This is a genomic window from Ferribacterium limneticum (genome assembly GCF_020510565.1).
Taxonomy (GTDB): Bacteria; Pseudomonadota; Gammaproteobacteria; order Burkholderiales; family Rhodocyclaceae; genus Azonexus; species Azonexus limneticus_B.
Genome location: NZ_CP075189.1, coordinates 2,177,763 through 2,199,359, shown reverse-complemented (window position 1 = coordinate 2,199,359; position 21,597 = coordinate 2,177,763). Strand labels below are relative to the sequence as shown.

The 21,597-nt window shown below is 59.6% G+C and carries 22 protein-coding genes and 2 riboswitches; of the genes, 5 read left to right on the top strand and 17 right to left on the bottom strand.

Features of this window, described 5'->3' with window-relative positions; genetic code table 11:
• Window positions 1–11 precede the first annotated feature (11 nt).
• The 10 genes from nusA to KI610_RS10535 form a co-directional block, all read right to left on the bottom strand.
• A complete protein-coding gene (gene nusA / locus KI610_RS10580; RefSeq protein WP_226494943.1) occupies window positions 12–1,484 on the bottom strand; it encodes a transcription termination factor NusA in 1,473 nt (490 codons plus the stop codon).
• Window positions 1,485–1,505: 21 nt separating this feature from the next.
• The gene (rimP, locus tag KI610_RS10575; protein ID WP_226494942.1) at window positions 1,506–1,946 is read right to left on the bottom strand and encodes a ribosome maturation factor RimP; all 441 of its coding nucleotides are present in this window, start codon (window positions 1,944–1,946) and stop codon (window positions 1,506–1,508) included.
• Between the two features lie 118 nt (window positions 1,947–2,064).
• A complete protein-coding gene (gene rluB / locus KI610_RS10570; RefSeq protein ID WP_226494941.1) occupies window positions 2,065–3,090 on the bottom strand; it encodes a 23S rRNA pseudouridine(2605) synthase RluB in 1,026 nt (341 codons plus the stop codon).
• Window positions 3,077–3,562, bottom strand: coding sequence for an SMC-Scp complex subunit ScpB (scpB, locus tag KI610_RS10565; RefSeq protein ID WP_449757748.1), 486 nt, complete (start codon window positions 3,560–3,562; stop codon window positions 3,077–3,079). The genes rluB and scpB overlap by 14 nt, the downstream gene beginning before the upstream one ends.
• A 28-nt stretch (window positions 3,563–3,590) precedes the next feature.
• Complete coding sequence (locus KI610_RS10560; RefSeq protein WP_226494939.1) at window positions 3,591–4,430, bottom strand: segregation and condensation protein A; 840 nt, start codon at window positions 4,428–4,430, stop codon at window positions 3,591–3,593.
• A gap of 4 nt (window positions 4,431–4,434) precedes the next feature.
• Window positions 4,435–4,725, bottom strand: coding sequence for a lipid-A-disaccharide synthase N-terminal domain-containing protein (locus KI610_RS10555; RefSeq protein ID WP_226494938.1), 291 nt, complete (start codon window positions 4,723–4,725; stop codon window positions 4,435–4,437).
• Window positions 4,725–5,927: a tryptophan--tRNA ligase gene (locus tag KI610_RS10550; RefSeq protein WP_226494937.1), complete on the bottom strand. Its 1,203-nt coding sequence runs from the start codon at window positions 5,925–5,927 to the stop codon at window positions 4,725–4,727. The genes KI610_RS10555 and KI610_RS10550 overlap by 1 nt, the downstream gene beginning before the upstream one ends.
• Window positions 5,928–5,932: 5 nt before the next feature.
• Entirely contained in the window at window positions 5,933–6,580 is a 648-nt protein-coding gene (locus KI610_RS10545; protein ID WP_226498537.1) for a site-2 protease family protein, read from the bottom strand.
• A 12-nt stretch (window positions 6,581–6,592) separates the two neighbouring features.
• Window positions 6,593–7,219, bottom strand: a complete 627-nt coding sequence (locus KI610_RS10540; RefSeq protein WP_226494936.1) for an L-threonylcarbamoyladenylate synthase — start codon at window positions 7,217–7,219, stop codon at window positions 6,593–6,595.
• 2 nt (window positions 7,220–7,221) lie between these two features.
• On the bottom strand, window positions 7,222–8,109 hold the full coding sequence (locus tag KI610_RS10535) for a 3',5'-nucleoside bisphosphate phosphatase (protein ID WP_226494935.1): 888 nt from the start codon (window positions 8,107–8,109) through the stop codon (window positions 7,222–7,224).
• 61 nt (window positions 8,110–8,170) lie between these two features.
• A riboswitch (glycine riboswitch) is annotated at window positions 8,171–8,259 on the top strand.
• 169 nt (window positions 8,260–8,428) lie between these two features.
• Window positions 8,429–8,515: riboswitch (glycine riboswitch) on the top strand.
• 75 nt (window positions 8,516–8,590) lie between these two features.
• On the opposite strand from KI610_RS10535, the gene gcvT reads away from it, so the two are divergent.
• From gcvT to KI610_RS10515, 4 genes are all read left to right on the top strand, one after another.
• Complete coding sequence (gcvT, locus tag KI610_RS10530; protein ID WP_226494934.1) at window positions 8,591–9,682, top strand: glycine cleavage system aminomethyltransferase GcvT; 1,092 nt, start codon at window positions 8,591–8,593, stop codon at window positions 9,680–9,682.
• Between the two features lie 23 nt (window positions 9,683–9,705).
• Window positions 9,706–10,092, top strand: a complete 387-nt coding sequence (gene gcvH, locus KI610_RS10525) for a glycine cleavage system protein GcvH (RefSeq protein ID WP_226494933.1) — start codon at window positions 9,706–9,708, stop codon at window positions 10,090–10,092.
• Window positions 10,093–10,198: 106 nt separating this feature from the next.
• Complete coding sequence (gcvP, locus tag KI610_RS10520; RefSeq protein ID WP_226494932.1) at window positions 10,199–13,105, top strand: aminomethyl-transferring glycine dehydrogenase; 2,907 nt, start codon at window positions 10,199–10,201, stop codon at window positions 13,103–13,105.
• The gene (locus tag KI610_RS10515) at window positions 13,105–13,647 is read left to right on the top strand and encodes a DUF2946 family protein (RefSeq protein WP_226494931.1); all 543 of its coding nucleotides are present in this window, start codon (window positions 13,105–13,107) and stop codon (window positions 13,645–13,647) included. Before gcvP ends, KI610_RS10515 begins: the two co-directional genes overlap by 1 nt.
• A 9-nt stretch (window positions 13,648–13,656) precedes the next feature.
• Here KI610_RS10515 and KI610_RS10510 read toward each other — a convergent pair whose 3' ends face one another.
• The 3 genes from KI610_RS10510 to KI610_RS10500 all read right to left on the bottom strand — a co-directional run bounded on the left by KI610_RS10510 (window position 13,657) and on the right by KI610_RS10500 (window position 16,984).
• Entirely contained in the window at window positions 13,657–14,655 is a 999-nt protein-coding gene (locus tag KI610_RS10510) for a DnaJ C-terminal domain-containing protein (RefSeq protein ID WP_226494930.1), read from the bottom strand.
• Window positions 14,656–14,838: 183 nt separating this feature from the next.
• Window positions 14,839–15,507, bottom strand: a complete 669-nt coding sequence (locus KI610_RS10505) for a lytic transglycosylase domain-containing protein (protein ID WP_226494929.1) — start codon at window positions 15,505–15,507, stop codon at window positions 14,839–14,841.
• Window positions 15,508–15,562: 55 nt separating this feature from the next.
• The gene (locus KI610_RS10500; protein ID WP_226494928.1) at window positions 15,563–16,984 is read right to left on the bottom strand and encodes an undecaprenyl-phosphate glucose phosphotransferase; all 1,422 of its coding nucleotides are present in this window, start codon (window positions 16,982–16,984) and stop codon (window positions 15,563–15,565) included.
• Window positions 16,985–17,150: 166 nt separating this feature from the next.
• Here KI610_RS10500 and epsA point away from each other — a divergent pair, with 166 nt between their 5' ends.
• Entirely contained in the window at window positions 17,151–17,954 is an 804-nt protein-coding gene (gene epsA / locus KI610_RS10495; RefSeq protein ID WP_226494927.1) for an XrtB/PEP-CTERM-associated transcriptional regulator EpsA, read from the top strand.
• Between the two features lie 15 nt (window positions 17,955–17,969).
• On the opposite strand, the gene KI610_RS10490 is transcribed toward epsA, so the two are convergent.
• From KI610_RS10490 to KI610_RS10475, 4 genes are all read right to left on the bottom strand, one after another.
• Window positions 17,970–18,329: a VanZ family protein gene (locus KI610_RS10490; protein ID WP_226494926.1), complete on the bottom strand. Its 360-nt coding sequence runs from the start codon at window positions 18,327–18,329 to the stop codon at window positions 17,970–17,972.
• Between the two features lie 13 nt (window positions 18,330–18,342).
• Window positions 18,343–19,446 (bottom strand): sugar phosphate nucleotidyltransferase, encoded by a 1,104-nt coding sequence (locus tag KI610_RS10485; RefSeq protein WP_226494925.1) that lies wholly within the window; start codon window positions 19,444–19,446, stop codon window positions 18,343–18,345.
• 66 nt (window positions 19,447–19,512) lie between these two features.
• The gene (locus KI610_RS10480) at window positions 19,513–20,049 is read right to left on the bottom strand and encodes an FxDxF family PEP-CTERM protein (RefSeq protein WP_226494924.1); all 537 of its coding nucleotides are present in this window, start codon (window positions 20,047–20,049) and stop codon (window positions 19,513–19,515) included.
• A gap of 103 nt (window positions 20,050–20,152) precedes the next feature.
• The gene (locus KI610_RS10475; protein ID WP_226494923.1) at window positions 20,153–21,592 is read right to left on the bottom strand and encodes a mannose-1-phosphate guanylyltransferase/mannose-6-phosphate isomerase; all 1,440 of its coding nucleotides are present in this window, start codon (window positions 21,590–21,592) and stop codon (window positions 20,153–20,155) included.
• Window positions 21,593–21,597 lie beyond the last annotated feature (5 nt).

The window sequence follows — 21,597 nt, the reverse complement described above, 5'->3', positions numbered from 1 at the left end:
CTACCTCCCGCTCACTCGAACCAGTGAGCCCGTGCCGTCAGAATGAGTACCTTGGCACGCTCGTCGTCGATGCCGGTCATTTCCGTCAATTCATCTACCGCCAGTTCCGCGAGATCATCGCGGGTCTTGACGTCGTGACCTGCCAGTTTCGCGGCCAATTCCTTGCTCATTCCCTCCAGACCCATGAGGTCATCGGAAACATTTTCCAGCTTTTCTTCGGTCGCAATCGCTTCCGTCAGCAGAACATTGCGGGCACGGTTGCGGAGTTCATTGACGATCCCCTCGTCCAGCCCTTCGATTTCGAGCATTTCAGCCAACGGTACATAAGCCACTTCTTCCAGCGACGAGAAGCCTTCCTCGATCAAAAGGTCAGCCAATTCTTCGTCGATGTCCAGCTTTTCCATGAAGGTGACGCGGGTCACGGCGTATTCAGCTTCGGACCTCTTGGCCGACTCGTCCTGGGTCATCAGATTGATGGTCCAGCCGGTCAGTTCGGAAGCCAGACGAACGTTCTGACCATTGCGACCAATGGCAATAGCCAAGTTGTCTTCGTCAACAACCACGTCCATGGCGTGCTTTTCCTCATCAACAACGATGGAAGAAACCTCGGCCGGCGACAACGCGCCGATCACGAACTGTGCCGGATCAGCCGACCACAGCACGATGTCAATATTTTCGCCGCCGATTTCGTTGCGTACGGCAGTGACGCGGGAACCGCGCAGACCGACGCAGGTTCCGATCGGATCAACGCGCGGGTCGTTGGATTTGACGGCGATCTTGGCGCGCAGACCGGGGTCGCGGGCACAGGCCTTCAATTCCATGAGGCCGTCGGCGATTTCTGGCACTTCCATGTCGAACAGCTTGATGACAAATTCCGGTGCAGTACGCGACAGGATGATCTGCGGGCCGCGGGCATTGCGGTCGATACGCAGCAGATAGGCGCGAATGCGGTCGCCGATGCGCAGATTTTCCTTGGGGATCATCTGGTCGCGCGGCAGCAGGGCTTCGATCTTGCCGGCTTCGACAATGGCGTTGCCACGCTCCATACGCTTGATGGTGCCGGAAACGACATGTTCCTTGCGGTCTAGGAAGTCAGACAGGATCTGCTCACGCTCGGCATCGCGAATTTTCTGCAGAATGACCTGCTTGGCTGCCTGAGCGCCGATGCGACCGAAATCGATCGGCTCGAGGCCTTCTTCGAGGGTGTCGCCGGATTCGATTTCCGGATCGTCCTTCTGGGCTTCCGACAGCGGAATTTCTACGTATTCGTTGACGTATTCGTTGTCCGGCACAACCTGCCAGCGACGGAAGGACTCGTAGCTACCCGTATTGCGGTCGATCGACACGCGCACTTCGGCCTCGTCGTTGATACGCTTCTTGGTAGCCGACGCAAGGGCCAGCTCAAGGGCGCCAAAAACGATTTCCTTGGCAACATTCTTTTCGCGGGCGAGTGCATCAACCAGCAGCAATATTTCACGGCTCATGGGCTAAAACCTCCTAGTCCTTCAGTCGAAACGAGGCACCAGACGTGCCTTCTCGATATTATTGAATTCCAGTTCCACATCATCTTTTGCAAGGCGCAGACCAACCTTGCCATCCTTGCAGCCCAGCAGTTCGCCCTGGAAGTTCCGGCGACCGCCATGCGGAATACGCAACTTGATCTGAATCTCCTGACCGGCAAAGCGCTCGAAGTCTTCGGCTTTCTTGACGACGCGATCAAGCCCCGGCGAAGAAATCTCAAGACGGTCGAAATCGAAGTTTTCCACCTCGAAAACGCGCGTCAATTGATTGGAGACCTTGGCGCAATCCTCGACGTCAATCCCCGTCGCCCGACCCGGCGCATCGATGAAGACACGAATCGTCCGCCCACGCGGCGACATCTCGACATCAACGAGTTCATAACCCAGACCGACAACCGTCGTTTCCAGCAGTGCGTTTAAATCCATAGCCACAAATAAAAAATGGGCGAAACGCCCACCTCATGAAAAAAAGATGCCCCGCCAAAAACGACGGGAGGAACAAACCCGTGAATTATAACGGATTTATTCCCCTTCGACAATCGATTTAGCTTCTCTCAGGGCCCTTTCGGGGCGCCGGCGCGTTGTTTTCAAGGTCGCGCAGCAGCATTTTGATTTCAACCTCTTTGAGCTCGCGCGCCATGCCGCGTTTCAATTGTGGCGGCAGAACAAACGGGCCGTAGCGTACACGGATCAATCGGCTGACCGTAACGCCGACCGCTTCGAACATGCGCCGCACTTCGCGATTGCGGCCTTCGAAAATCGTCACGCGATACCAGTGGTTGGCTCCCTCGCCGCCACCGTCGTGCAATGTCCCGAAATTGGCCCGGCCATCCTCAAGTTCGACGCCATGCAGCAATTGCTGTTGCGCTTCGAGCGTCAGTTCGCCAAGCACGCGAACAGCGTACTCGCGGACCAGTTCCGAACTCGGATGCATGAGTTTGTTGGCTAGGTCGCCAGAGGTCGTGAAAATCAGCAGGCCGGAGGTGTTGAAGTCGAGACGGCCGACGTTGATCCAGCGGCCGCCACGCATGCGAGGCAGCGCGGCGAATACCGACGGACGGCCATCCGGGTCGTCGCGCGAGACGATTTCGCCTTCCGGCTTGTGGTACATCAGGACGCGCGGCGGACGGGTGCTGCCGGTGAAGCGGATGTTGATCAACCGGCCGCCGATCTTGACCTTGTCGGTCGGCACGACGGACTGGCCGATGGTTGCAACGACACCATTGACAGTGACCTTGCCGGCCGAAATCCACTCTTCCATTTCGCGACGCGAACCAACGCCAGCCTGAGCCAGAATCTTCTGCAGACGCTCCGGTTTGGCTTCGACCACCGCCTTGCCATTGCGCGCAATGTTGCCCCGGCTGGCCCGTCCGGTTGCCGGCAGTGCAGCACGACGGCGCGGCTTGGGCGCCTCGACCACTTCTTCGGCTTCTGGCGCCTCATCGTGGGCATTGCGGGAGGTGCGGCCACGCGGGGCCGGATTGTTACGGTCAACCGGAAATTCCGGCCTTTTTTGAAATCCGCCCGGCTTGCTGGCGGAACGAAGGGGTGTGCGTTTATTGGTTTTCATAATTCAGCTCCAGTGTCTGGGCGATTTGTTCGAGCGGCGGCAGTTCGCTGACGCTACGCAATCCCAGATCATCGAGAAATTGCTTGGTGGTGGCAAACAGGGCCGGCCGTCCTGGTGTTTCGCGATGGCCGACAACGTCGATCCAGCCGCGCTCTTCGAGTGTTTTGACGACGTTGGTGTTGACTGCGACGCCGCGAATTTCCTCGATGTCACCGCGCGTCACCGGTTGACGATAGGCGATGATGGCCAAGGTTTCGAGGACGGCACGCGAGTATTTCGGCGGCCGCTCCGGATTCAGGCGCTCCAGATAAGGCAGGTATTCGGCCCGCGTCCGAAAGCGCCAGCCGGAGGCGAGCTGGATCAGTTCGACCGGACGTTCGGCCCATTCCTCGCGCAACTCATCGAGCAGCTTGCGCAGGGTATCGGTCGACAAATCCTCGTCGAACATCTTTTTCATTTCGCTGTGCGACATCGGCTCGCGCGCGGCGAGCAGCGCGGCCTCAAGCACTCTCTTGACCTGGCTCGGTTCCACCTTGATGCACTCGGACGTAAATGGGTTGAAAGGCTTCGGTCTGGGTGATTTCGATCAGTTTTTCACGGCCCAGTTCAAGCATGGCGATGAAATGGACGACCAACCCTTGCACGCCCATTTCCGGGTCGAACAGGGTTTCGAACTGGACGAAACCACCTTTGGCCTGCAAGGCGCGCAGGATGATGCCCATGTGCTCGCGCACCGACAATTCTTCGCGCCCGATCTGGTGATGCTTTTTCAGACCAGCCTGGCGGACGACCGCCATCCAGGCTTCCTTGAGGTCATCGACCGAGACTTCCGGCTGGCGGACCAGCAGCGATTTCTCGACCAGTGTCTCGACCCAGAAAAACTCCCGCTCGGCCTGTGGCATCGCGTTCAGATTCTGGCCGGCGAGCTTCATCTGCTCGTACTCCATGAGCCGGCGGACCAGTTCGGCGCGTGGATCTTCCGCCTCGTCGCCCTCGCCCAGCTTCGGCCGCGGCAGCAGCATACGCGACTTGATCTCGATGAGCATCGCCGCCATCACGAGGTAATCGGCAGCCAGTTCGAGATTGCTCGCCCGCATTGCCTCGACGTAATCGAGGTACTGTCGGGTGAGCGGCGCCATCGGGATATCCAGGATATCGATGTTGGCGCGGCGAATCATGTACAACAGGAGGTCAAGCGGCCCCTCGAAGGCATCGAGCATGATGGCCAGCGCATCCGGCGGGATGTAGAGGTCGAGCGGCATCTGCTCCAGCGGTTGCCCGTAAACGCGGGCTACCGGCTCAACTTCGCCAACCGCAAGCACTTCGAGGACGTCACTCATGCGATCAGGAGGCCGCAGCGCGGCCCTTGCCCTTGTAATGCAGATGCAGGTTGCGGAAGTAGATGATCAACCCGAGACCCTGCCCGAAAATGAAGACTGGGTCATTGCGGTGCACGGCATAGACGGTCAACACAACACCGCCAAGGATGCTGAAATACCAGAAAGCGACCGGCACGACGACCTGCTTGGCTTTCTCGCTCGACCACCACTGGACGACAAAACGCATCATGAACAGGCCCTGGCCACCAAAACCGATGGCGATCCAGATCAGGGTTTCCCAGTCGTAGCCGAACATCAGCGGTATTCCAGCCCCATCGCTTCGCGTACGTCGCGCATGGTCTCGCGGGCGTATTCCCGTGCCTTCTCGCAGCCATCGGCGATGATGTTCTTGACCAGGGTCGGATCGTCGAGATAGACCTGCGCCCGCTCGCGCATCGGCGCCTGTTCCTTGAGGATGGCGTCAATCACCGGCTGCTTGCACTCGATACAACCGATGCCAGCCGTGCGGCAACCTTGCTGGACCCACTCCTTGCAAGCATCGTTGGAATAGACCAGATGCAGTTGCCAGACCGGGCACTTGGCCGGATCGCCCGGATCGGTACGGCGCACGCGGGCCGGATCGGTCGGCATGCTCTTGACCTTCTTGGCGACCGATTCCTCGGATTCGCGCATGGTGATCGTGTTGTTGTACGACTTGGACATCTTCTGGCCATCCAGTCCCGGCATTTTGGAAGCCTCGGTCAGCAGGTAGCCCGGCTCGACCAGAATCATCTTGCCGGTCCCCTCAAGGTAGCCGAACAGTCTTTCGCGGTCGACCGCGGAAAGATGCTGAATTTCATTAAGAATGGCCTTGGCCTGTTCGACGGCTTCGCGGTCGCCATTCTGCTGGAAGCGGGTACGCATCTCTTCGTAGAAGCGCGCCTTCTTGCTGCCCAGTTTCTTGACGGCCTCGCGCGCCTTGTCCTCGAAGCCCGGTTCGCGGCCATACATGTGATTGAAACGACGGGCCAACTCACGGGTGAATTCAACGTGCGGAATCTGGTCTTCGCCAACCGGCACCTTGTCGGCGCGGTAAATCAGGATGTCGGCGCTCATCAGCAGCGGATAGCCGAGGAAGCCGTAGGTCGTCAGATCCTTACCAGCCAGCTTTTCCTGCTGATCCTTGTAGGTCGGCACACGCTCCAGCCAGCCGAGCGGCGTCATCATCGACATGAGCAGATGCAGCTCGGCGTGCTCGGGCACCTTGGACTGGATGAACAGCGTAGCCTGCTTGGGATCGACACCGGCCGCCAGCCAGTCGACGACCATGTCCATCGAGGCCTTCTCGATACCCTGCGGATTGTCGTACTGGGTGGTCAGGGCATGCCAATCGGCGACGAAGAACAGACAGGGATACTTGTGCTGGAGCTCGATCCAGTTTTTGAGAACGCCATGGTAGTGGCCAAGATGCAGCGACCCGGTCGGGCGCATGCCGGAGAGAACACGTTCTGCGTACATATTATTTAATAGAGACCGAAAATGAGTGCGATAAGCCCGGCTGACGTATTGACCAGCGGAGTCATGATTACGCCGAGGATACCGGTGAACAACAGCACCAGCAAAATGGGAAAGCCCCAGGGCTCAAGCCTGGCGAACTTCCATGCCAACGAATGCGGCAGCAGGCTGACGGCGATCCGCCCGCCATCAAGTGGCGGCAAGGGAAACAGATTGAGCACCATCAACACACAATTGATCTGGATACCCATTTCAGCCATGCGTGCCAGCGGCGTACTGAAAAACTGCGGCAGCAACCACGAAAGTTGGAAAGCCAGCGCCCACAGGCAGGCCATGAGCAGATTGGCACCCGGCCCGGCAGCGGCGACCCAGAACATGTCTTTTTTGGGATTGCGCAGACGGTTAAAATCGACCGGCACCGGCTTGGCATAGCCGAACAGGAAATTGCCGCCGGAAAAGAGCAGGATGCTGAGCGGGATCAGGATGGTGCCGACCGGATCTATATGGCGCAACGGGTTCAGGCTGATTCGCCCTTGCTGCCAGGCGGTCGGATCGCCGAAATATCGGGCAGCGTAGCCGTGGGCGGCTTCGTGCAGGGTGATGGCAAAAACCAGCGGCAGAGCAAGGATCGCAATGGTCTGGATGATGGCGTTGATATCCAGCATGTTTCAGGCCAATCCGAACAGTTCAAGCGGACCGCGACCAGCCCGAATCAGCTCCGGCGAAGCTCCGGTCAGGTCGATAACCGTCGTCGGTTCGGTGCCACAAGGACCGCAGTCGAGGATCAGTTCCAGCTGGTCATCGAGGCGATCCTGGATTTCCCAGCCTTCAGTCAGCGAAAACTCGTCGCCCGGCAATTGCAGGGTGGTCGTCAGCAGCGGCTCGTTCAGTTCTTCGAGCAAGGCCAGTGCCACCGGATGATCCGGCACGCGCAGGCCGATGGTCTTGCGTTTCGGGTGCATGACCCGGCGCGGCAATTCCTTGGACCCTTCGAGAATGAAGGTATAGCTGCCCGGCGTCGCCGCCTTGAGCAAACGATACTGGGCGTTGTCGACCCGGGCAAAATGGGCGATTTCGGAGAGATCGCGGACCATCAGCGTCAGGTGATGGCGCTCATCCATCTGGCGGATCAGGCGGATGCGATCGAGCGCTTCCTTGTCGCCGAGATGACAACCAAGGGCATAGCAGGAATCAGTCGGCAGGGCGACAATCGCACCCTTGCGAATGAAGTCGGCAGCCTGAACGAGCAGACGCTGCTGCGGCGATTCCGGATGAATATTGACGACGCGGGCCATGCTCAGACCACCAGACGCCAAACCGGCTTGAGATCTTCCGGCAGTTGCGGAAGCTTGCCGAGATCGACATAACTTTCGTCCGGCCCGTGAAAATCGGAGCCACGTGAGGCGTGAAACGCGTAGTGCCGGGCCAGACGGGCAAAATGCATGACATGGTCGGGTGAATGGCTGCCGCAGGTCACTTCGATGCCCTGCCCGCCTACATCCTTGAAATCATCAAGAAAATGACGCATGTCGGCGCCCGACATCTTGTAACGTGCCGGATGTGCGACAACCGCCACGCCGCCGGCACCGGTGATCCAGCCGACGGCTTCGTCGAGCGTTGCCCAGCGATGATCGACATACCCCGGTTTGCCCGACGCGAGGTAATGCTGGAATACGCCCGGCACATCGCGGGCGATGCCGATTGAGACCATATAGCGGGCAAAATGGGCGCGCGAGATCAGGCTCGGATTGGTCACAAAGCACAAGGCACCTTCATAGACACCAGGGATGCCGATAGCGGCAAGCGCGTCGCCCATGCGTCTGGCACGCTCGATACGTCCGACACGCAACTCGTCGAGGCCGCCGCTCAATGCGGGGTTGGCCGGATCGAAGCCAAGACCAACGACATGGATGGGCACGCCGCGCCATTCGATGGAGATTTCGACACCATTGACGAAGCCCATGCCTGCTTCTTCAGCCGCTACTCTGGCCTCTGCCAGACCGCCGAGATCGTCGTGATCGGTCAGCGCCCAAAGATCGACTCCATTCCCTGCTGCGCGCCCCGCCACGACCCGAGGCGGCAAAAACCCGTCGGAAACGATGGAGTGGCTATGAAAATCGAAATTGGCTGGCGTCACAGGTAAGCAGTTGAAGGCAAACGAAGATTCTAGCACGAACGAGGCCATGCCCTGAGCCCCTTGTGCGGTGCAGCAGGTTGATCAGACCGCAGCATCCCGTTATAGTGCCACCCGTTCCGTGGGAGAGCGCAGATCCGTCTGCCGCCGAAGGCGCAAATCCACCCGAAAACGCTCAGGCAAAAGGACCGCGGAACAAGGCATTGGTAGTCTGCTTCGCAATTGGCAAAACATGAAAGCTGGTCTTTGCGCCCCTGGCGTTGTTGCTCATCCTCGCGATAGCTGCGGCTATCGCTGCGGTTCGCGCCTAGCCAGGAACGCAAATCCGGCACTTTCATTCAGTTCCGCCAATTGCGAAGCAGACCACTAGCCAAAAAACTCTGGAGAGCGATGGAGACTACGGTCTACGTCCACCGATGGGGCAAATCTCTCAGGTATCGAGGACAGAGGGGTGAAACGAAAGGCCATTCTTTCGTTTCACCCTTTTTCCGTTTCTAGAACCGACGTTAACAAACGCTCGTAAAGGATTGATATGCTGAAGAAAACGGTTTTGAATGCCGCTCACCGCGCAATGAATGCCCGGATGGTCGATTTCGGTGGTTGGGACATGCCGGTGAACTACGGCTCGCAGATCGAGGAGCACAATGCGGTTCGCAACAACTGCGGCATGTTCGACGTTTCGCACATGTGCCCGGTCGATGTCGTCGGCGCCGATTGCCGCCCCTTCCTCTCCCGCCTCGTCGCCAACGATGTGGCCAAACTCAAGGTTTCCGGCAAGGCGCTCTACGCCGCCATGCTCAATGATGCCGGCGGCGTCATCGACGACCTGATCATCTATTTCCTGACCGACACGCGCTTCCGCATCGTCGTCAATGCCGGCACGGCCGAGAAGGATCTGGCCTGGATGCAGACCAAGGTCGCCGAATGGAAGCTCGACGTCACCATCACCCAACGCCGCGATGGCGCCAACAATCTCGGCATCATCGCCGTACAGGGCCCGAATGCCCGCGCCAAGGTCTGGGAAGTGCTGCCGCAAGCCAAGGCGGCAACCGAAGGTCTGAAGGCGTTTTTCGCCGCTGAAGTCGATCAGTATTTCATCGCCAGCACTGGCTACACCGGTGAAGACGGTTACGAAATCATGCTGCCTGCCGGCGAAGCCGAAGCGCTGTGGAACAAGCTCAACGCCGCCGGTGTCGCCCCTTGCGGCCTCGGTGCCCGCGACACGCTGCGCCTCGAAGCCGGCATGAATCTCTACGGTCAGGACATGGACGAGACGGTTTCGCCGCTCGACGCCGGTCTGGCGTGGACGGTTTCGCTCAACACCGACCGCGATTTCGTCGGCAAGCCTGCATTGCTCGCCAACGGCCAGCAGAAGCAGTTCCTCGGCCTCATCCTGCTCGACAAGGGCGTCCTGCGCGGCCATCAGAAGGTCATGACGGCCCACGGCGACGGTGAAATCACCTCCGGTTCGTTCTCGCCGACGCTCCAGCAGTCCATCGCCCTCGCCCGCCTGCCGCTCGGCGTGCAGATCGGTGATGAAGTCGAAGTCGATATCCGTGGCAAGGCGCTCAAGGCCAAGGTCACCAAACCCGTATTCGCCCGCAACGGCAAAGCAGTCATCTAATTCAACCCATTCAGGAGAAAACCATGTCCAACGTCCTCGCCAACCTCAAGTACACCGCCTCCCACGAATGGATGCTGCTCAACGCTGACGGCTCCGTCACCGTCGGCATTACCGACCACGCCCAGGAAGCCCTTGGCGACCTCGTTTTCGTCGAACTGCCGGAAGTCGGTGCCCATTTCGATGCCGAAAAGGAAATCGCCGTCGTTGAATCGGTCAAGGCTGCGGCTGACGTGTACGCGCCGATCGCCGGCACCGTGACCGAAGTGAACCAGGCCGCTGTCGATGCCCCGGAATCAGTCAATCAGGATGCCTACGCTGCCTGGCTGTTCAAGATGACCCCAGACAACGCCGCCGACCTCGACAAGATGCTCGACGCTGCCGCTTACCAGGCCGTCGCCGACGCCGCCTGAAAACTGCAGGTTGTTCCCGCATTGGCGGGAACCGAGAAAAAGTAAAACACGGGATCCCCGCCTGCGCGGGGATGACGTATTCAAGTATTTCCATGCAAGGATTCCCATGCCGTTGAATCTTCCCCTTTCCGCCCTCGAGCAGCACGACGAGTTCATCGGCCGCCACATCGGCCCGTGCTCGACTGAAATGGCTGCCATGCTGGCCGCCATCGGGGCCGACAGCCTCGAACAGCTGATCGACCAGACCGTCCCCGCCGCCATCCGCCTGCCGGCCGACCTGCCGCTGCCCGCGCCGCGCCGCGAACACGAAGCGCTGGCCGACCTCAAGGCCATCGCCAGCAAGAATGTCGTCAACAAGTCCTGCATCGGCATGGGCTATTACGACACGATGACACCCAAGGTCATCGTCCGCAACGTGCTCGAAAACCCGGGCTGGTACACCGCTTACACGCCCTATCAGGCTGAAATCGCCCAGGGCCGGCTCGAAGCGCTGATGAATTTCCAGCAGATGGTCGTCGACCTGACCGGCCTGGAAATCGCCAACGCCTCGCTGCTCGACGAAGCCACCGCCGCCGCCGAAGCGATGACCATGGCGCGTCGTGTTTCCAAGTCGAAATCCAACCGGTTCCTGGTCGATGCCAACTGTTTTCCGCAGACCATCGACGTCGTCAAGACCCGCGCCGGCTATTTCGGCTTCGAATTGGTCATTGCTACGGTCAACCCGGAAAATGGCCCAAAAATCGAAAGTGAAGATTTCTTCGGCGCCCTGCTCCAGTACCCGGGCGACAACGGCGAAGTCCGCGACCTGACCGCCACCATCGCCGCGCTGAAAGCCAAGGGCACGACCGTTGCCGTCGCTTCCGACCTGATGGCGCTGGTCCTGCTCAAGTCGCCGGGCGCCATGGGCGCCGACATCGCCCTCGGCTCCAGCCAGCGTTTCGGTATTCCGATGGGCTTCGGCGGCCCGCACGCTGCCTTCTTCGCCACCCGCGAAGCCTTCGTCCGCTCGATGCCGGGCCGCATCATCGGCCTGTCCAAGGATGCGCGCGGCAAGACCGCTTACCGCATGGCGCTGCAAACGCGCGAGCAGCATATCCGCCGCGAGAAGGCCAACTCCAACATCTGCACTTCGCAAGTCCTGTTGGCCAACATGGCCGGCATGTACGCCGTCTATCACGGCGCCGAAGGCCTGCGTACCATCGCCGGTCGCATCCATCGTTTGACCGCGATCCTTGCCGAGGGCCTCAAGCGCGCTGGCGTCAAGCTGCTGACCAAGCAGTTCTACGACACCGTACACCTCGACCTCGGCGCCCGCGCTGAAACCGTCTACCTCGACGCCCTCGCTGCCGGTTACAACCTGCGCCGTGTCTCGGCCGGTGTGCTCGGTATTTCGCTCGACGAAACGACGACACGCCACGATGTCGCCACGCTGTTCAAGCTGATCACCCAGGTCACGCTCGACATGGACACCATCGACGCCCAGGTCGCCGCCGCCGACTCTGCCCTGCCCGACGCACTGATCCGCAGTGACGCCGTTCTCCAGCACCCGGTGTTCAACACGCATCACACCGAACACGAGATGCTGCGCTACCTGAAGTCGCTGCAGAACAAGGATCTGGCCCTCGACCACTCGATGATCTCGCTCGGCTCCTGCACCATGAAGCTCAACGCGACCAGCGAGATGATCCCGGTCACCTGGCCGGAATTCGGCGGCCTGCACCCCTTCGCCCCGCGCGATCAGGCCGCTGGTTATCTGGAAATGATCGCCAGCCTGACCGAATGGCTGAAGACCGTCACTGGCTTCGACGCCATCTGCATGCAGCCGAACTCCGGCGCCCAGGGCGAATATGCCGGCATGGTGGCAATCGCCCGCTACCACGCCAGCCGCGGCGAAGCGCACCGCAACGTCTGCCTGATCCCCAGATCAGCCCACGGCACCAACCCGGCCACGGCACAGATGGCCAACATGAAGGTCGTCGTCGTCGATTGCGACGACAACGGCAACGTCGATGTCGCCGACCTCAAGGCCAAGGCCGAAGAGCACAAGGACGACCTGGCCTGCCTGATGATCACCTACCCGTCGACACATGGCGTGTTCGAGGAGGCGGTGCGCGACATCTGCGCCATCGTCCATGCCAACGGCGGCCAGGTTTACATGGACGGCGCCAACCTCAATGCCCAGGTCGGCCTGACTTCGCCCGGCTTCATCGGCGCCGACGTCAGCCACATGAATCTGCACAAGACCTTCGCCATCCCGCACGGCGGCGGCGGACCGGGCATGGGTCCGATCGGCCTCAAGGCCCATCTGGCACCGTTCATGGCCGACCACGCCGTGGCGGCGACTGGCCCGGCAGATCGTGTCAATGCCGGTCAGGGTGCGGTCTCCGCCGCCCCGTTCGGCTCGGCTTCGATCCTGACCATTTCGTGGATGTACCTCGCCATGCTCGGCGGTGAAGGCGTCAAGAAGGCCACGCAAGTCGCCATCCTCAACGCCAACTACGTCGCCCAGCAGTTGAAGGCGCACTATCCCGTGCTCTACGTTGGCAAGAACGGCCGCGTCGCCCACGAGTGCATCTTCGACATCCGCCCGCTCAAGGCAGCGACCGGGATCAGCGAAACCGACATCGCCAAGCGCCTGATGGACTATGGCTTCCACGCACCGACGGTATCCTTCCCGGTGGCCGGCACGATCATGGTCGAGCCGACCGAATCCGAATCGAAGGCCGAACTGGACCGCTTCATTGCAGCCCTGGTCAGCATTCGTGAGGAAATCCGCCAGATCGAGAATGGTGTGTGGACCGCTGACAACAATCCGCTCAAGAATGCCCCGCATTCGCAGGCGGACGTGATCGACGGCGACTGGAAGCACCCGTACAGCCGCGAACAGGCCGTTTTCCCGCTGCCCTGGGTGGCGGCCAACAAGTTCTGGCCGAGCGTCAATCGCATCGACGATGTGTACGGCGACCGCAACCTGAACTGCGCCTGCCCGCCGATGTCTGCCTACGAAGACTGATGGCCGTCGATCTCTCTGCCATCGCCAAGTGGCCCAACATCCCCGCCTGTTACGACTGGTTGTCGCTCGACCGGCGGGGCGACTGGCGATTGCAGGGAGAGCGCGTGACACACCGCGGCCTGATCGAGTTCATCAACCGGCAGTACGGTTGTGACGAGTCAGGCTGCTGGTTCTTGCAGAACGGCCCGCAACGGGTGTTCGTTGAACTCGCCTACACTCCGTGGGTGTTCCGCCGCGATGGCGAGGCCTTCGTCAGCCACACCGGCGAACCGGCCGGCGACATCAAAGCGATTTACCTCGACGAAGAAGGCAGCATCCTGCTCGAAACGAGTCTGGGCATCGGCCTGCTCAATGATCGCGATCTGGCGCAATTTCTCGCTGAATGCTGCGACGACAAGGGCCAGCCGGCGAGCGATGAGGCCCTTTCAAGCCTGATGGAAACGGCCACCGGCGATATCCGCTGGCAGAACCTGCCGCTACAGTCGATTGCTACGGTCGACACGAAAAAACGCTTTAATTTCAATCCGCATCCGCAACCCTGAGCGAGCTGCCTACTCAATCCCGTAAGCGGTTTTCCAATCGGCAATCTCCGGCAAGGCATCTGCCATGTCGTCGAGCAACGCCGCATTGGCCTGCAACAGCAGCTTGCGTTGCCGAGCATTGAGCTTGCTCGGAAAGACCGGTTCCAGGTCGACCACCAGATCGCCCGCGTGATTCTTGCCACGCCCCGGATAGCCCTTGCCGGCCAACCGTAGCTGCCTGCTCTCAGCGGCGCCGGCATCCAGCGAATGGCAGATCACACCAGCCAATGACGGTAAATCGACATCGCCACCGGCCATCATGGCCAGTGCGCTGACCGGCATCCGGAAGTGCAGGTCGCGGCCGCGCAACTGGAAAAGCGGATGCGAGCGGATGACGATCGTCAGGTAAAGATCGCCTGCCTGCAATTCCTCATCACCCGGTTCACCCTGCCCGGCCAGGCGCAATTCATCACCCGGCAACATGCCGTGCGGCACACGAATTTCCAGGCTGACGTCGGCCAGTTCGCGGCCGCTGCCGCCACAATCCTTGCAAATACGCTCGGTAAACAACCCACGCCCGCCACACTCCTCGCAACGCACGAGATTGCGCTTGGCGTCATGCACCCGGCCACTGCCATGGCAGGCGCCGCAAAAGCGCGTTCTGGCCATGCCGTGTTCGCCTGTACCCTCGCAGGTCGGGCAGGCATTGCCACGCGTGTAATGGATGGTCTTGCGGCAGCCGGCGGCAGCCTCTTCCAGGCTGACCTCAAGGTTGAGCCGAATATCCGCCGCCCTCGCCGCGCTCTCATCAGGCTCGGCCTGGGGCGCTTCAGCCTCTTCAACATCCTCGGCATCAACGGCAAGCAATTGCTCGTACGCCGCACTGATCTGCTTGAAACGCTCAGTCGCCTGCGGATGATCGCTCCGATCCGGATGCCAGCGCATGGCCAGCCGCCGATAGGCGCGTTTCAACTCAGCCGGCGCAGCCCCGGGCGAAACACCGAGAATTTCATGGGGATCGGAATTCATTGACTGCATTGACCAGGCAAGCCCCTCAGCAACGCCGTACCGCCGCTGCGCAAGAGGTCAAAATCCGGTGTCTGATTGCCATTCATGGGATACGGAAGGGCGCAATTATAAAAGACCTCACCACCATTCCGCCGACCGGACAAAAATACCGTCCCAAACCGCCGTCAGACGCCGAACAAAGCCTCAATACCGGCCGGTATTGACAAGGCGATACGGCGCCAGATCGTCAGTTGCAAGGCGCACACCATCCGTATAAAGGGTCGGCATGGGGATATCCAAACTCAGTTCCTTCCGGTAAGAGCGAAGAATCCCCTGAACATAGCCCTGCGTCTCCGGATACGGCGGAATCTTGTTGCCAAAGCGGCTCACCGCCCCTTCACCCGCGTTGTAGGCAGCCAGCGCCAACGGCACGTTGTCGAAACGATCGAGCAGATGCCGAAGATAGGTCGTGCCAGCCAGCAGATTGCGTTCCGGCACATCGAGATCGCTGACCCCGAAGCGCCGGCCGGTCGCCGGCATGACCTGCATCAGGCCGATCGCCCCCTTCGGCGACAGCGCATCGGGCCGATAGGCCGATTCGGCCCGAATGACGGCATGAACCAGCGCCGGATCGAGTCCCTTGGCATTGGCATGGCGCTCGATCATTGCCGAGAGCGCCGAGCCTTTTTTCTGAGGTGCCAGCGTTTCGGTCAGCGCCCCCGTATTCAGTCGATAATCCGAACGCTGAATCTCCAGGCGAAACGGGCTTGGTGCCACCGGGCGCTTGTCCAGCCGAAGCTGTACGCGCGCGTTATCGCGACGCGCAACCGTCTCTGCAGCAAGGCCAATTGCCGGGACAAGCAGGCCCAGCATCACCAAACCCGGCATACACCTTCGCCCGGAAGCCGAAAATGTCATCGGCCGGGCCTCAGTAGGCGCTCGCGTCCTTGAATACGAGCAGGACGGTACGAAGAATGATGTAAAGATCAAGATTCAGCGACCAGTTGCGCAGGTACTCGAGGTCGTAGTCGATACGCGCCTGCATCTTGTCCAGCGTTTCCGTTTCGCCGCGATAGCCATTGACCTGTGCCCAGCCGGTGATGCCCGGCTTGACCTTGTGGCGCACCATGTAGCCCTTGATCAGCTTGCGATACATCTCGTTGTGAGCAACAGCATGCGGCCGCGGGCCGACGATGCTCATGCGCCCCTGCAGAACGTTCACGAACTGCGGCAATTCATCGAGCGAAGTACGGCGAAGAATGCCGCCGATGCGCGTCACCCGGGCATCGCCCTTGCGCGCCTGGGCAACGTTAGGGCCATCTTCGCACACGCTCATCGAGCGGAATTTGTAGACCATGATCTCCTCGCCATCCAACCCATAGCGCCGCTGTTTGAAGATGATGGGACCAGGGGAACTCAGCTTGACCAGGCTGGCCACCACGAGCAGAACAGGCGAAATCAGGATCAGGATCAACAGCGAAAGAACAATGTCACTCAAACGCTTGACGATACCGTTCAAACCGGAAAATGGGGTGTCGCACACGGCAACCACCGGCATGCGGCCAACCGCATCCATGCGCGCCTGGATCAGGTCGGTGACGAAGATGTCCGGCACAAAATAAACCGAAGCCGTCGTGTCGTTGAGCGATTCGAGCAGCGAAAGAATCCGTGGCTGCGTTGCCATCGGCAAGGCGAGGTAGATCAGATCGATCTTGTTGGCCTTGACGTAGTCGGCAACGTCTGAAAACCGGCCAATCAGGCGGCCATGCCCCATGTCCAGGCGCTCGATGTCGCGATCATCGAAATAGCCGGTTAGCTTGATGCCCTGCATCGGGTGGCCATCAATCTCGGTTGCCAGATGGCGACCCAATTCGTTGCAACCAACCACAATGGCCCGTTTCGGAAAACCGTTCGCGGCAAGCACGGCGGGCATCGTGACCCGGAACAGGAAATGGCCAGCCAACTGGGCGGCAGGCGCCATCCATAGCCAATTAAACAGAACCTCTTCCGGAAAATGCTTATAAAGCCCGGTTGCCAGGCCAAAAAAGATCAACAGTGCGGCGACCCCCATCCAGCTGATAAGGACTTCGCGGATGCTGCCTCGCACCGTCTCCTGAATCAGGCTCTTGCCCGGGAAGGTCAGCGAAAACACAAGCACCCCGAGCACCGCATAATGGGCGTACTGGTCATCGCGAAACCACAGCATCAATCCAAACAGGGTAGCAAGGACAGAAACGGGATCAACCAGCGATTCAAAAAGCCGAAACAATGCGCCGCCGACCCGTTCCATGCCCAGAAATGGGCGATTCGAGGCAACACCACCGAAGCGTGAGGACGAAAGTATGTTCATAGCATCAAGCGTAAACTTCTTGAATATTTAACCAGGACAAATTGTATCCCAAGTGCAAGTACATGCCGCACTGCAACATTTTTATTATTCGTGAAATAGTCGACATTACAAAAAAAACGACCATCGCATAATGCGGACTCCAACCCATGGATACACACCAGTCACTATGGCATCCAGCCAGCCAAAATTCGATCCTGAACTGATAGTCCGGATCATGCATAACTCGTTGTCCATCCAGAGCCACTTTCAGCTCTTTCTATGGCTACAGGGTGACTTCCAGGAAGCCATACAGCATGACGTTCTCATCTGCTTCAGCGGCGCGATCGGTGGTGAGACCTACCACTGTGACATTGTTTCGGCCATCCCCGGAATACGTAGTGCTAAGCCTCTGCACAGCACCATTCGTGACTTCAGAAAAGGAGTTCACCAGCATTGGATCGCCGGATCCGGCCGGGTCACATCGGCCACTATATCGAGCATAAGTGACAGTAATATTGATGCAATATTTCTTAAATCAGAATTACATGAAATGAAACACATTTTATTCCATGCAATTCCGGACACCCGCTTCAAGGCGGATCATCTGTACATCCTGCTCAGGCGGGATGGCAGCTTTAGCGAGCAGGAAAGAAGACTCTTCGAATTGCTCCTTCCCCATGTTGACGCTGCCGTCCGGAAAACAGATGGCCTGCCGATCTATGAGCCCGAGCAGGTCACCGCTCCCACGCTGATCAATTCCCTGATCAAGTCCGGCCTCAGCACACGTGAAATCGAGATTCTGGAATGGGTACGCAGCGGCAAGACCAATATTGAAATCGGCATGATCCTCGACATCAGCTCATTCACGGTAAAAAACCACCTGCAACGGATTTTCAAGAAAATCAACGTCAGCAATCGCGCCCAGGCCGTCGGCAAACTTGAAGACATTACCAACAACGGACTGCCTGAAACCAACTACAACTTTGGCTAGGCCAAACTCGCTCGGTCAGCGGCGGAAATGACGCCAGCAGGCGGCCAGCACAACCCCGCACAAGCCTGCCCACCAATCAGCCAGACCCGGCTGGCGGCCCGGCAAGAAAAGCTGATGAAATTCATCGGCGGCTGAAATCAGCAAAGGAATCATCAAAACCAACCAGAGCGGCAATGCCAGCGCACTATCCAGCACCAGAAACAAAGCACCGAACACCAGCGCATGCGCCAGCTTGTCGAATGGCGAAGGGATAATCCCTACCGCGAAAGGTTGTGCCCCCAGAACGAACAGCGCAGACACGCCCAGCAACCCCACAGCCAGCCAGAAACGGCTGCGCACCAAAGCCTGTTTCGTCGTCGTGCGCTGTACATTCATATCATCCCCGAGATCACCCCCGCGAATCGCCCCAGCGCAATTTGCAGCGGTCATCGCCGACATAGGTTGTGTCACCGGCGCGGTCTACGCAATAGCGGGGCGAAACGATCATCTCGGAGAACTCCATGCCCTCGCCGATACGTGTGTACTCGAACAGCACGCTGCGAATCACCTTGGCACCTTGGCGCAGATGGCTGCCATGGCCGATCCAGGCCGGGCCGATAACCGAGCAGCCAGGCTCGATCCTGACACTTGAACCGATATAAACCGGCCCGACAATCTTCGAACTATCCCAATTGATCGAGACATTCGGGCCAACCCAGACACCCGGCATGATCTCCTTGCCCGGCATATCCATCTCGGCCACCTCGCCACGCAGCACGCGCTGCAGCACCGACCAGTAGTCGGTTACGCGACCGATGTCGATCCAGTTAAAAAACCGGCTCTGGGCGTAGAACGGGAAACCCTTTTCCGCCATGAGCGGGAACAACTGGCTGCCGATGTCGAACTCGACGCCCGACGGCACGAGATCCAGCACCTGCGGCTCGAAAATGTAGATGCCGGTACTCGCCAGGTTGGATTTAGCCTCAGCCGGCTTCGGCTTTTCCTGAAAGGATTCGATCTTCCCCTCGTCATCAGCCACCACGATGCCGTAGTTCTGCACCTGATCGTTAGGCACTTCCAGCGTCACCACGCTGGCCAGGGCGCCCTTGCTCTTGTGCTCGAACAACGCCGCGCCGATATCGAGATCGACGATGGCATCGCCACAGATCACCAAGGTCGTTTCGTCAAAAAAACCGCTGAAATCCTGAATCGCCTTCATGCCACCAGCCGAGCCCTTGGGCCGGGGGAGAATATCGCCGTGATCGCAGACGCCCTCGTAGGAATAGCCGATATTGGCGCCCCAGCGCCGGCCGTCGCCGAAATACTCTTCGATCTTTTTGTGGTGATACGCCACGTTGACCATGATATCGGTGATGCCATAACGCACCAGATGCTCGATCAGGTACGCCATTACCGGCTTGCCCAAAATCGGTACCATCGGCTTCGGCCAATCCTTGGTCAATGGACGAACCCGCGTTCCCTGGCCGGCAGCCAGAATCATTCCCTTTGCCACGTCATTACTCCCTATGGACGAAAAAAAGCCGCCCGAAGGCGGCATTCTGCAAGCTGAACGTTACGCTCAGATGTTCTTGCGGCGAACCATGGCACCGATGATGCCCAGACCAGCCAGGAACATCGCGTAGCTTTCCGGTTCCGGCACGGCAGTCAGCACGCGGATATTGTCGCCGGGGCTGGCACCGCGCCAGCTCAGGGTCAGCGTATTGCCAGAAACGCTGAGCGCATCGCTCGACTCAAGACCGGAGTTGGTCTTCCAGTCGTACGTCACACCCGGATTACTGAACAGGAAGTCGGTGCCGACCAACGCAACAGTCGTCGAAGCGACGTAGGCGATATTGCCGGAGAAGGTCACGGAACCAGCCATCGAACCACTAGACAGCGGATCGAACATCAGCAAGTAACTGTTGTAGCCAAGGTTGCTGCCTTCGTACATCCAGAACAGTGTGTTATTGGTATTGATGTCGTTGCTGCCAACGGTACTGCCGGTAAATTCGGCAAACGTTGCACCAGAGGTCGTCAACGAAGCGGACGGCGCAGGTGCAGCAAAGGCGGAAACAGCAGCGATGGCAAGAGCCATACCGGTAACGATTTTTTTCATGGGATACGCTTTCTGAAAATCAATAATTATTCAGGAAGAATAGTGAATTGAGGCAGCTTTTATGACAATAGTCCATTCAGACTACAAGTCTGAAGAACGCCCCTCAACTGCGCCCGTAAGTATCCTCAAAGCGCACGATATCGTCCTCGCCCAGGTAGCTTCCGGACTGCACCTCGATCATTTCGAGCGGCACGATGCCGGGGTTTTCCAGGCGGTGGGTGACGCCGAGCGGGATGTAGGTTGACTGGTTCTCGGAGACGAGGAAGGTTTCTTCGCCCTTGGTCACACGGGCCGTGCCGCTGACGACGATCCAGTGTTCGGCGCGGTGGTGGTGCATTTGCAGTGACAGGGTGCCGCCCGGTTTGACGCCGATGCGTTTGACCTGGAAGCGTTCGCCGGCATCGACGCCGTCGTACCAGCCCCAGGGGCGATAGACCTTGCGGTGCCATTGGGCGATGCTGCGTTTGTCGGCTTTGAGGCGGTCGACGATCTTTTTGACGTCTTGCGTGGCGTCGTGATGGACGACGAGGACAGCGTCGTCGGTTTCAACTACGACGAGGTTGCTGACGCCGATGCAGGCGACGAGGCGACCTTCCGAGACGACGAGGGTGTCGCGGCAGTTTTCGAGCATGACGTCACCGCGGGTGGCGTTGCCTTCACCACATTTGGGCAGGACTTTCCACAGGGCATCCCAGGCGCCGACGTCCGACCAGCCGGCGGTGAGCGGGATGACGGCGGCTTTGGGCAGGCCGGCGCCGCCGGTGGTGAGGCGTTCCATGACGGCGTAGTCGATGGAGTCGGAGGGGCAGGCTTTGAAGGCTTCAACATCAACGCGGACGAAGTCGCCGTCGGTCTTGCCACCAGCGAGCGCCTTTTGGCAGGCGGCGAGGATGTCCGGACGACAGAGGCCGAGGGCGGTGATCCAGACGGAGGCCTTCATGACGAAGATACCGCTGTTCCAAAGGTAGTCGCCGGAATCGAGATAGCTTTCGGCAGTCGGGCGGTCGGGTTTTTCGACGAAGCGGGCTAGCGCGAAGCCGCCGGAGCCGTCGGCCAGGGCCCGCCCGCGCTGGATGTAGCCGTAGCCGGTTTCCGGGCAGTCGGGGGTGATGCCGAAGGTGACGGTGACGCCGGTGGCGGCGAGCGTAACGGCGCGGCTGACGGCGTCACGGAAGGCGGCACCGTCGGCGATGTCGTGGTCGGCGGGCATGACGACGAGGACCGGGTCTTCGCCGTCGCGCACCGCCCACAGGGCAGCCAGGGCGAGGGCCGGGGCAGTGTTGCGGCCGAAGGGTTCAAGCAGGACGGAACCATGCAGACCGAGGGTGCGGACTTGTTCGGCGACGACGAAGCGATGCTCTTCGTTGCAGACGAGCAATGGCCCGGCCATGTCGGTCAGGCCACCGAGACGGGCTACCGTGGCTTGCAACATCGATTGTTCGCCGACCAGCGGCAACAACTGCTTAGGGTATTTCTCGCGGGACAGCGGCCACAGACGCGTGCCGGAACCACCGGAGAGTACGACGGGGAGAATCTGGGTCATGAAAA

Bases quoted from the DNA above. Each gene is read 5' to 3' on its own strand.
- KI610_RS10550 (WP_226494937.1), bottom strand. From the start codon at position 5,927: ATGTACGCAGAACGTGTTCTCTCCGGCATGCGCCCGACCGGGTCGCTG.
- KI610_RS10500 (WP_226494928.1), bottom strand. From the start codon at position 16,984: ATGAACATACTTTCGTCCTCACGCTTCGGTGGTGTTGCCTCGAATCGC.
- KI610_RS10515 (WP_226494931.1), top strand. From the start codon at position 13,105: ATGGCCGTCGATCTCTCTGCCATCGCCAAGTGGCCCAACATCCCCGCC.
- nusA (WP_226494943.1), bottom strand. From the start codon at position 1,484: ATGAGCCGTGAAATATTGCTGCTGGTTGATGCACTCGCCCGCGAAAAG.
- KI610_RS10540 (WP_226494936.1), bottom strand. From the start codon at position 7,219: ATGGCCCGCGTCGTCAATATTCATCCGGAATCGCCGCAGCAGCGTCTG.
- KI610_RS10505 (WP_226494929.1), bottom strand. From the start codon at position 15,507: ATGCTGGGCCTGCTTGTCCCGGCAATTGGCCTTGCTGCAGAGACGGTT.
- KI610_RS10555 (WP_226494938.1), bottom strand. From the start codon at position 4,725: ATGTTCGGCTACGACTGGGAAACCCTGATCTGGATCGCCATCGGTTTT.
- KI610_RS10510 (WP_226494930.1), bottom strand. From the start codon at position 14,655: ATGAATTCCGATCCCCATGAAATTCTCGGTGTTTCGCCCGGGGCTGCG.
- rimP (WP_226494942.1), bottom strand. From the start codon at position 1,946: ATGGATTTAAACGCACTGCTGGAAACGACGGTTGTCGGTCTGGGTTAT.
- KI610_RS10475 (WP_226494923.1), bottom strand. From the start codon at position 21,592: ATGACCCAGATTCTCCCCGTCGTACTCTCCGGTGGTTCCGGCACGCGT.
- KI610_RS10490 (WP_226494926.1), bottom strand. From the start codon at position 18,329: ATGAATGTACAGCGCACGACGACGAAACAGGCTTTGGTGCGCAGCCGT.
- KI610_RS10560 (WP_226494939.1), bottom strand. From the start codon at position 4,430: ATGAGTGACGTCCTCGAAGTGCTTGCGGTTGGCGAAGTTGAGCCGGTA.
- scpB (WP_449757748.1), bottom strand. From the start codon at position 3,562: ATGTCGCACAGCGAAATGAAAAAGATGTTCGACGAGGATTTGTCGACC.
- KI610_RS10480 (WP_226494924.1), bottom strand. From the start codon at position 20,049: ATGAAAAAAATCGTTACCGGTATGGCTCTTGCCATCGCTGCTGTTTCC.
- gcvP (WP_226494932.1), top strand. From the start codon at position 10,199: ATGCCGTTGAATCTTCCCCTTTCCGCCCTCGAGCAGCACGACGAGTTC.
- KI610_RS10535 (WP_226494935.1), bottom strand. From the start codon at position 8,109: ATGGCCTCGTTCGTGCTAGAATCTTCGTTTGCCTTCAACTGCTTACCT.
- rluB (WP_226494941.1), bottom strand. From the start codon at position 3,090: ATGAAAACCAATAAACGCACACCCCTTCGTTCCGCCAGCAAGCCGGGC.
- gcvH (WP_226494933.1), top strand. From the start codon at position 9,706: ATGTCCAACGTCCTCGCCAACCTCAAGTACACCGCCTCCCACGAATGG.
- gcvT (WP_226494934.1), top strand. From the start codon at position 8,591: ATGCTGAAGAAAACGGTTTTGAATGCCGCTCACCGCGCAATGAATGCC.
- epsA (WP_226494927.1), top strand. From the start codon at position 17,151: ATGGCATCCAGCCAGCCAAAATTCGATCCTGAACTGATAGTCCGGATC.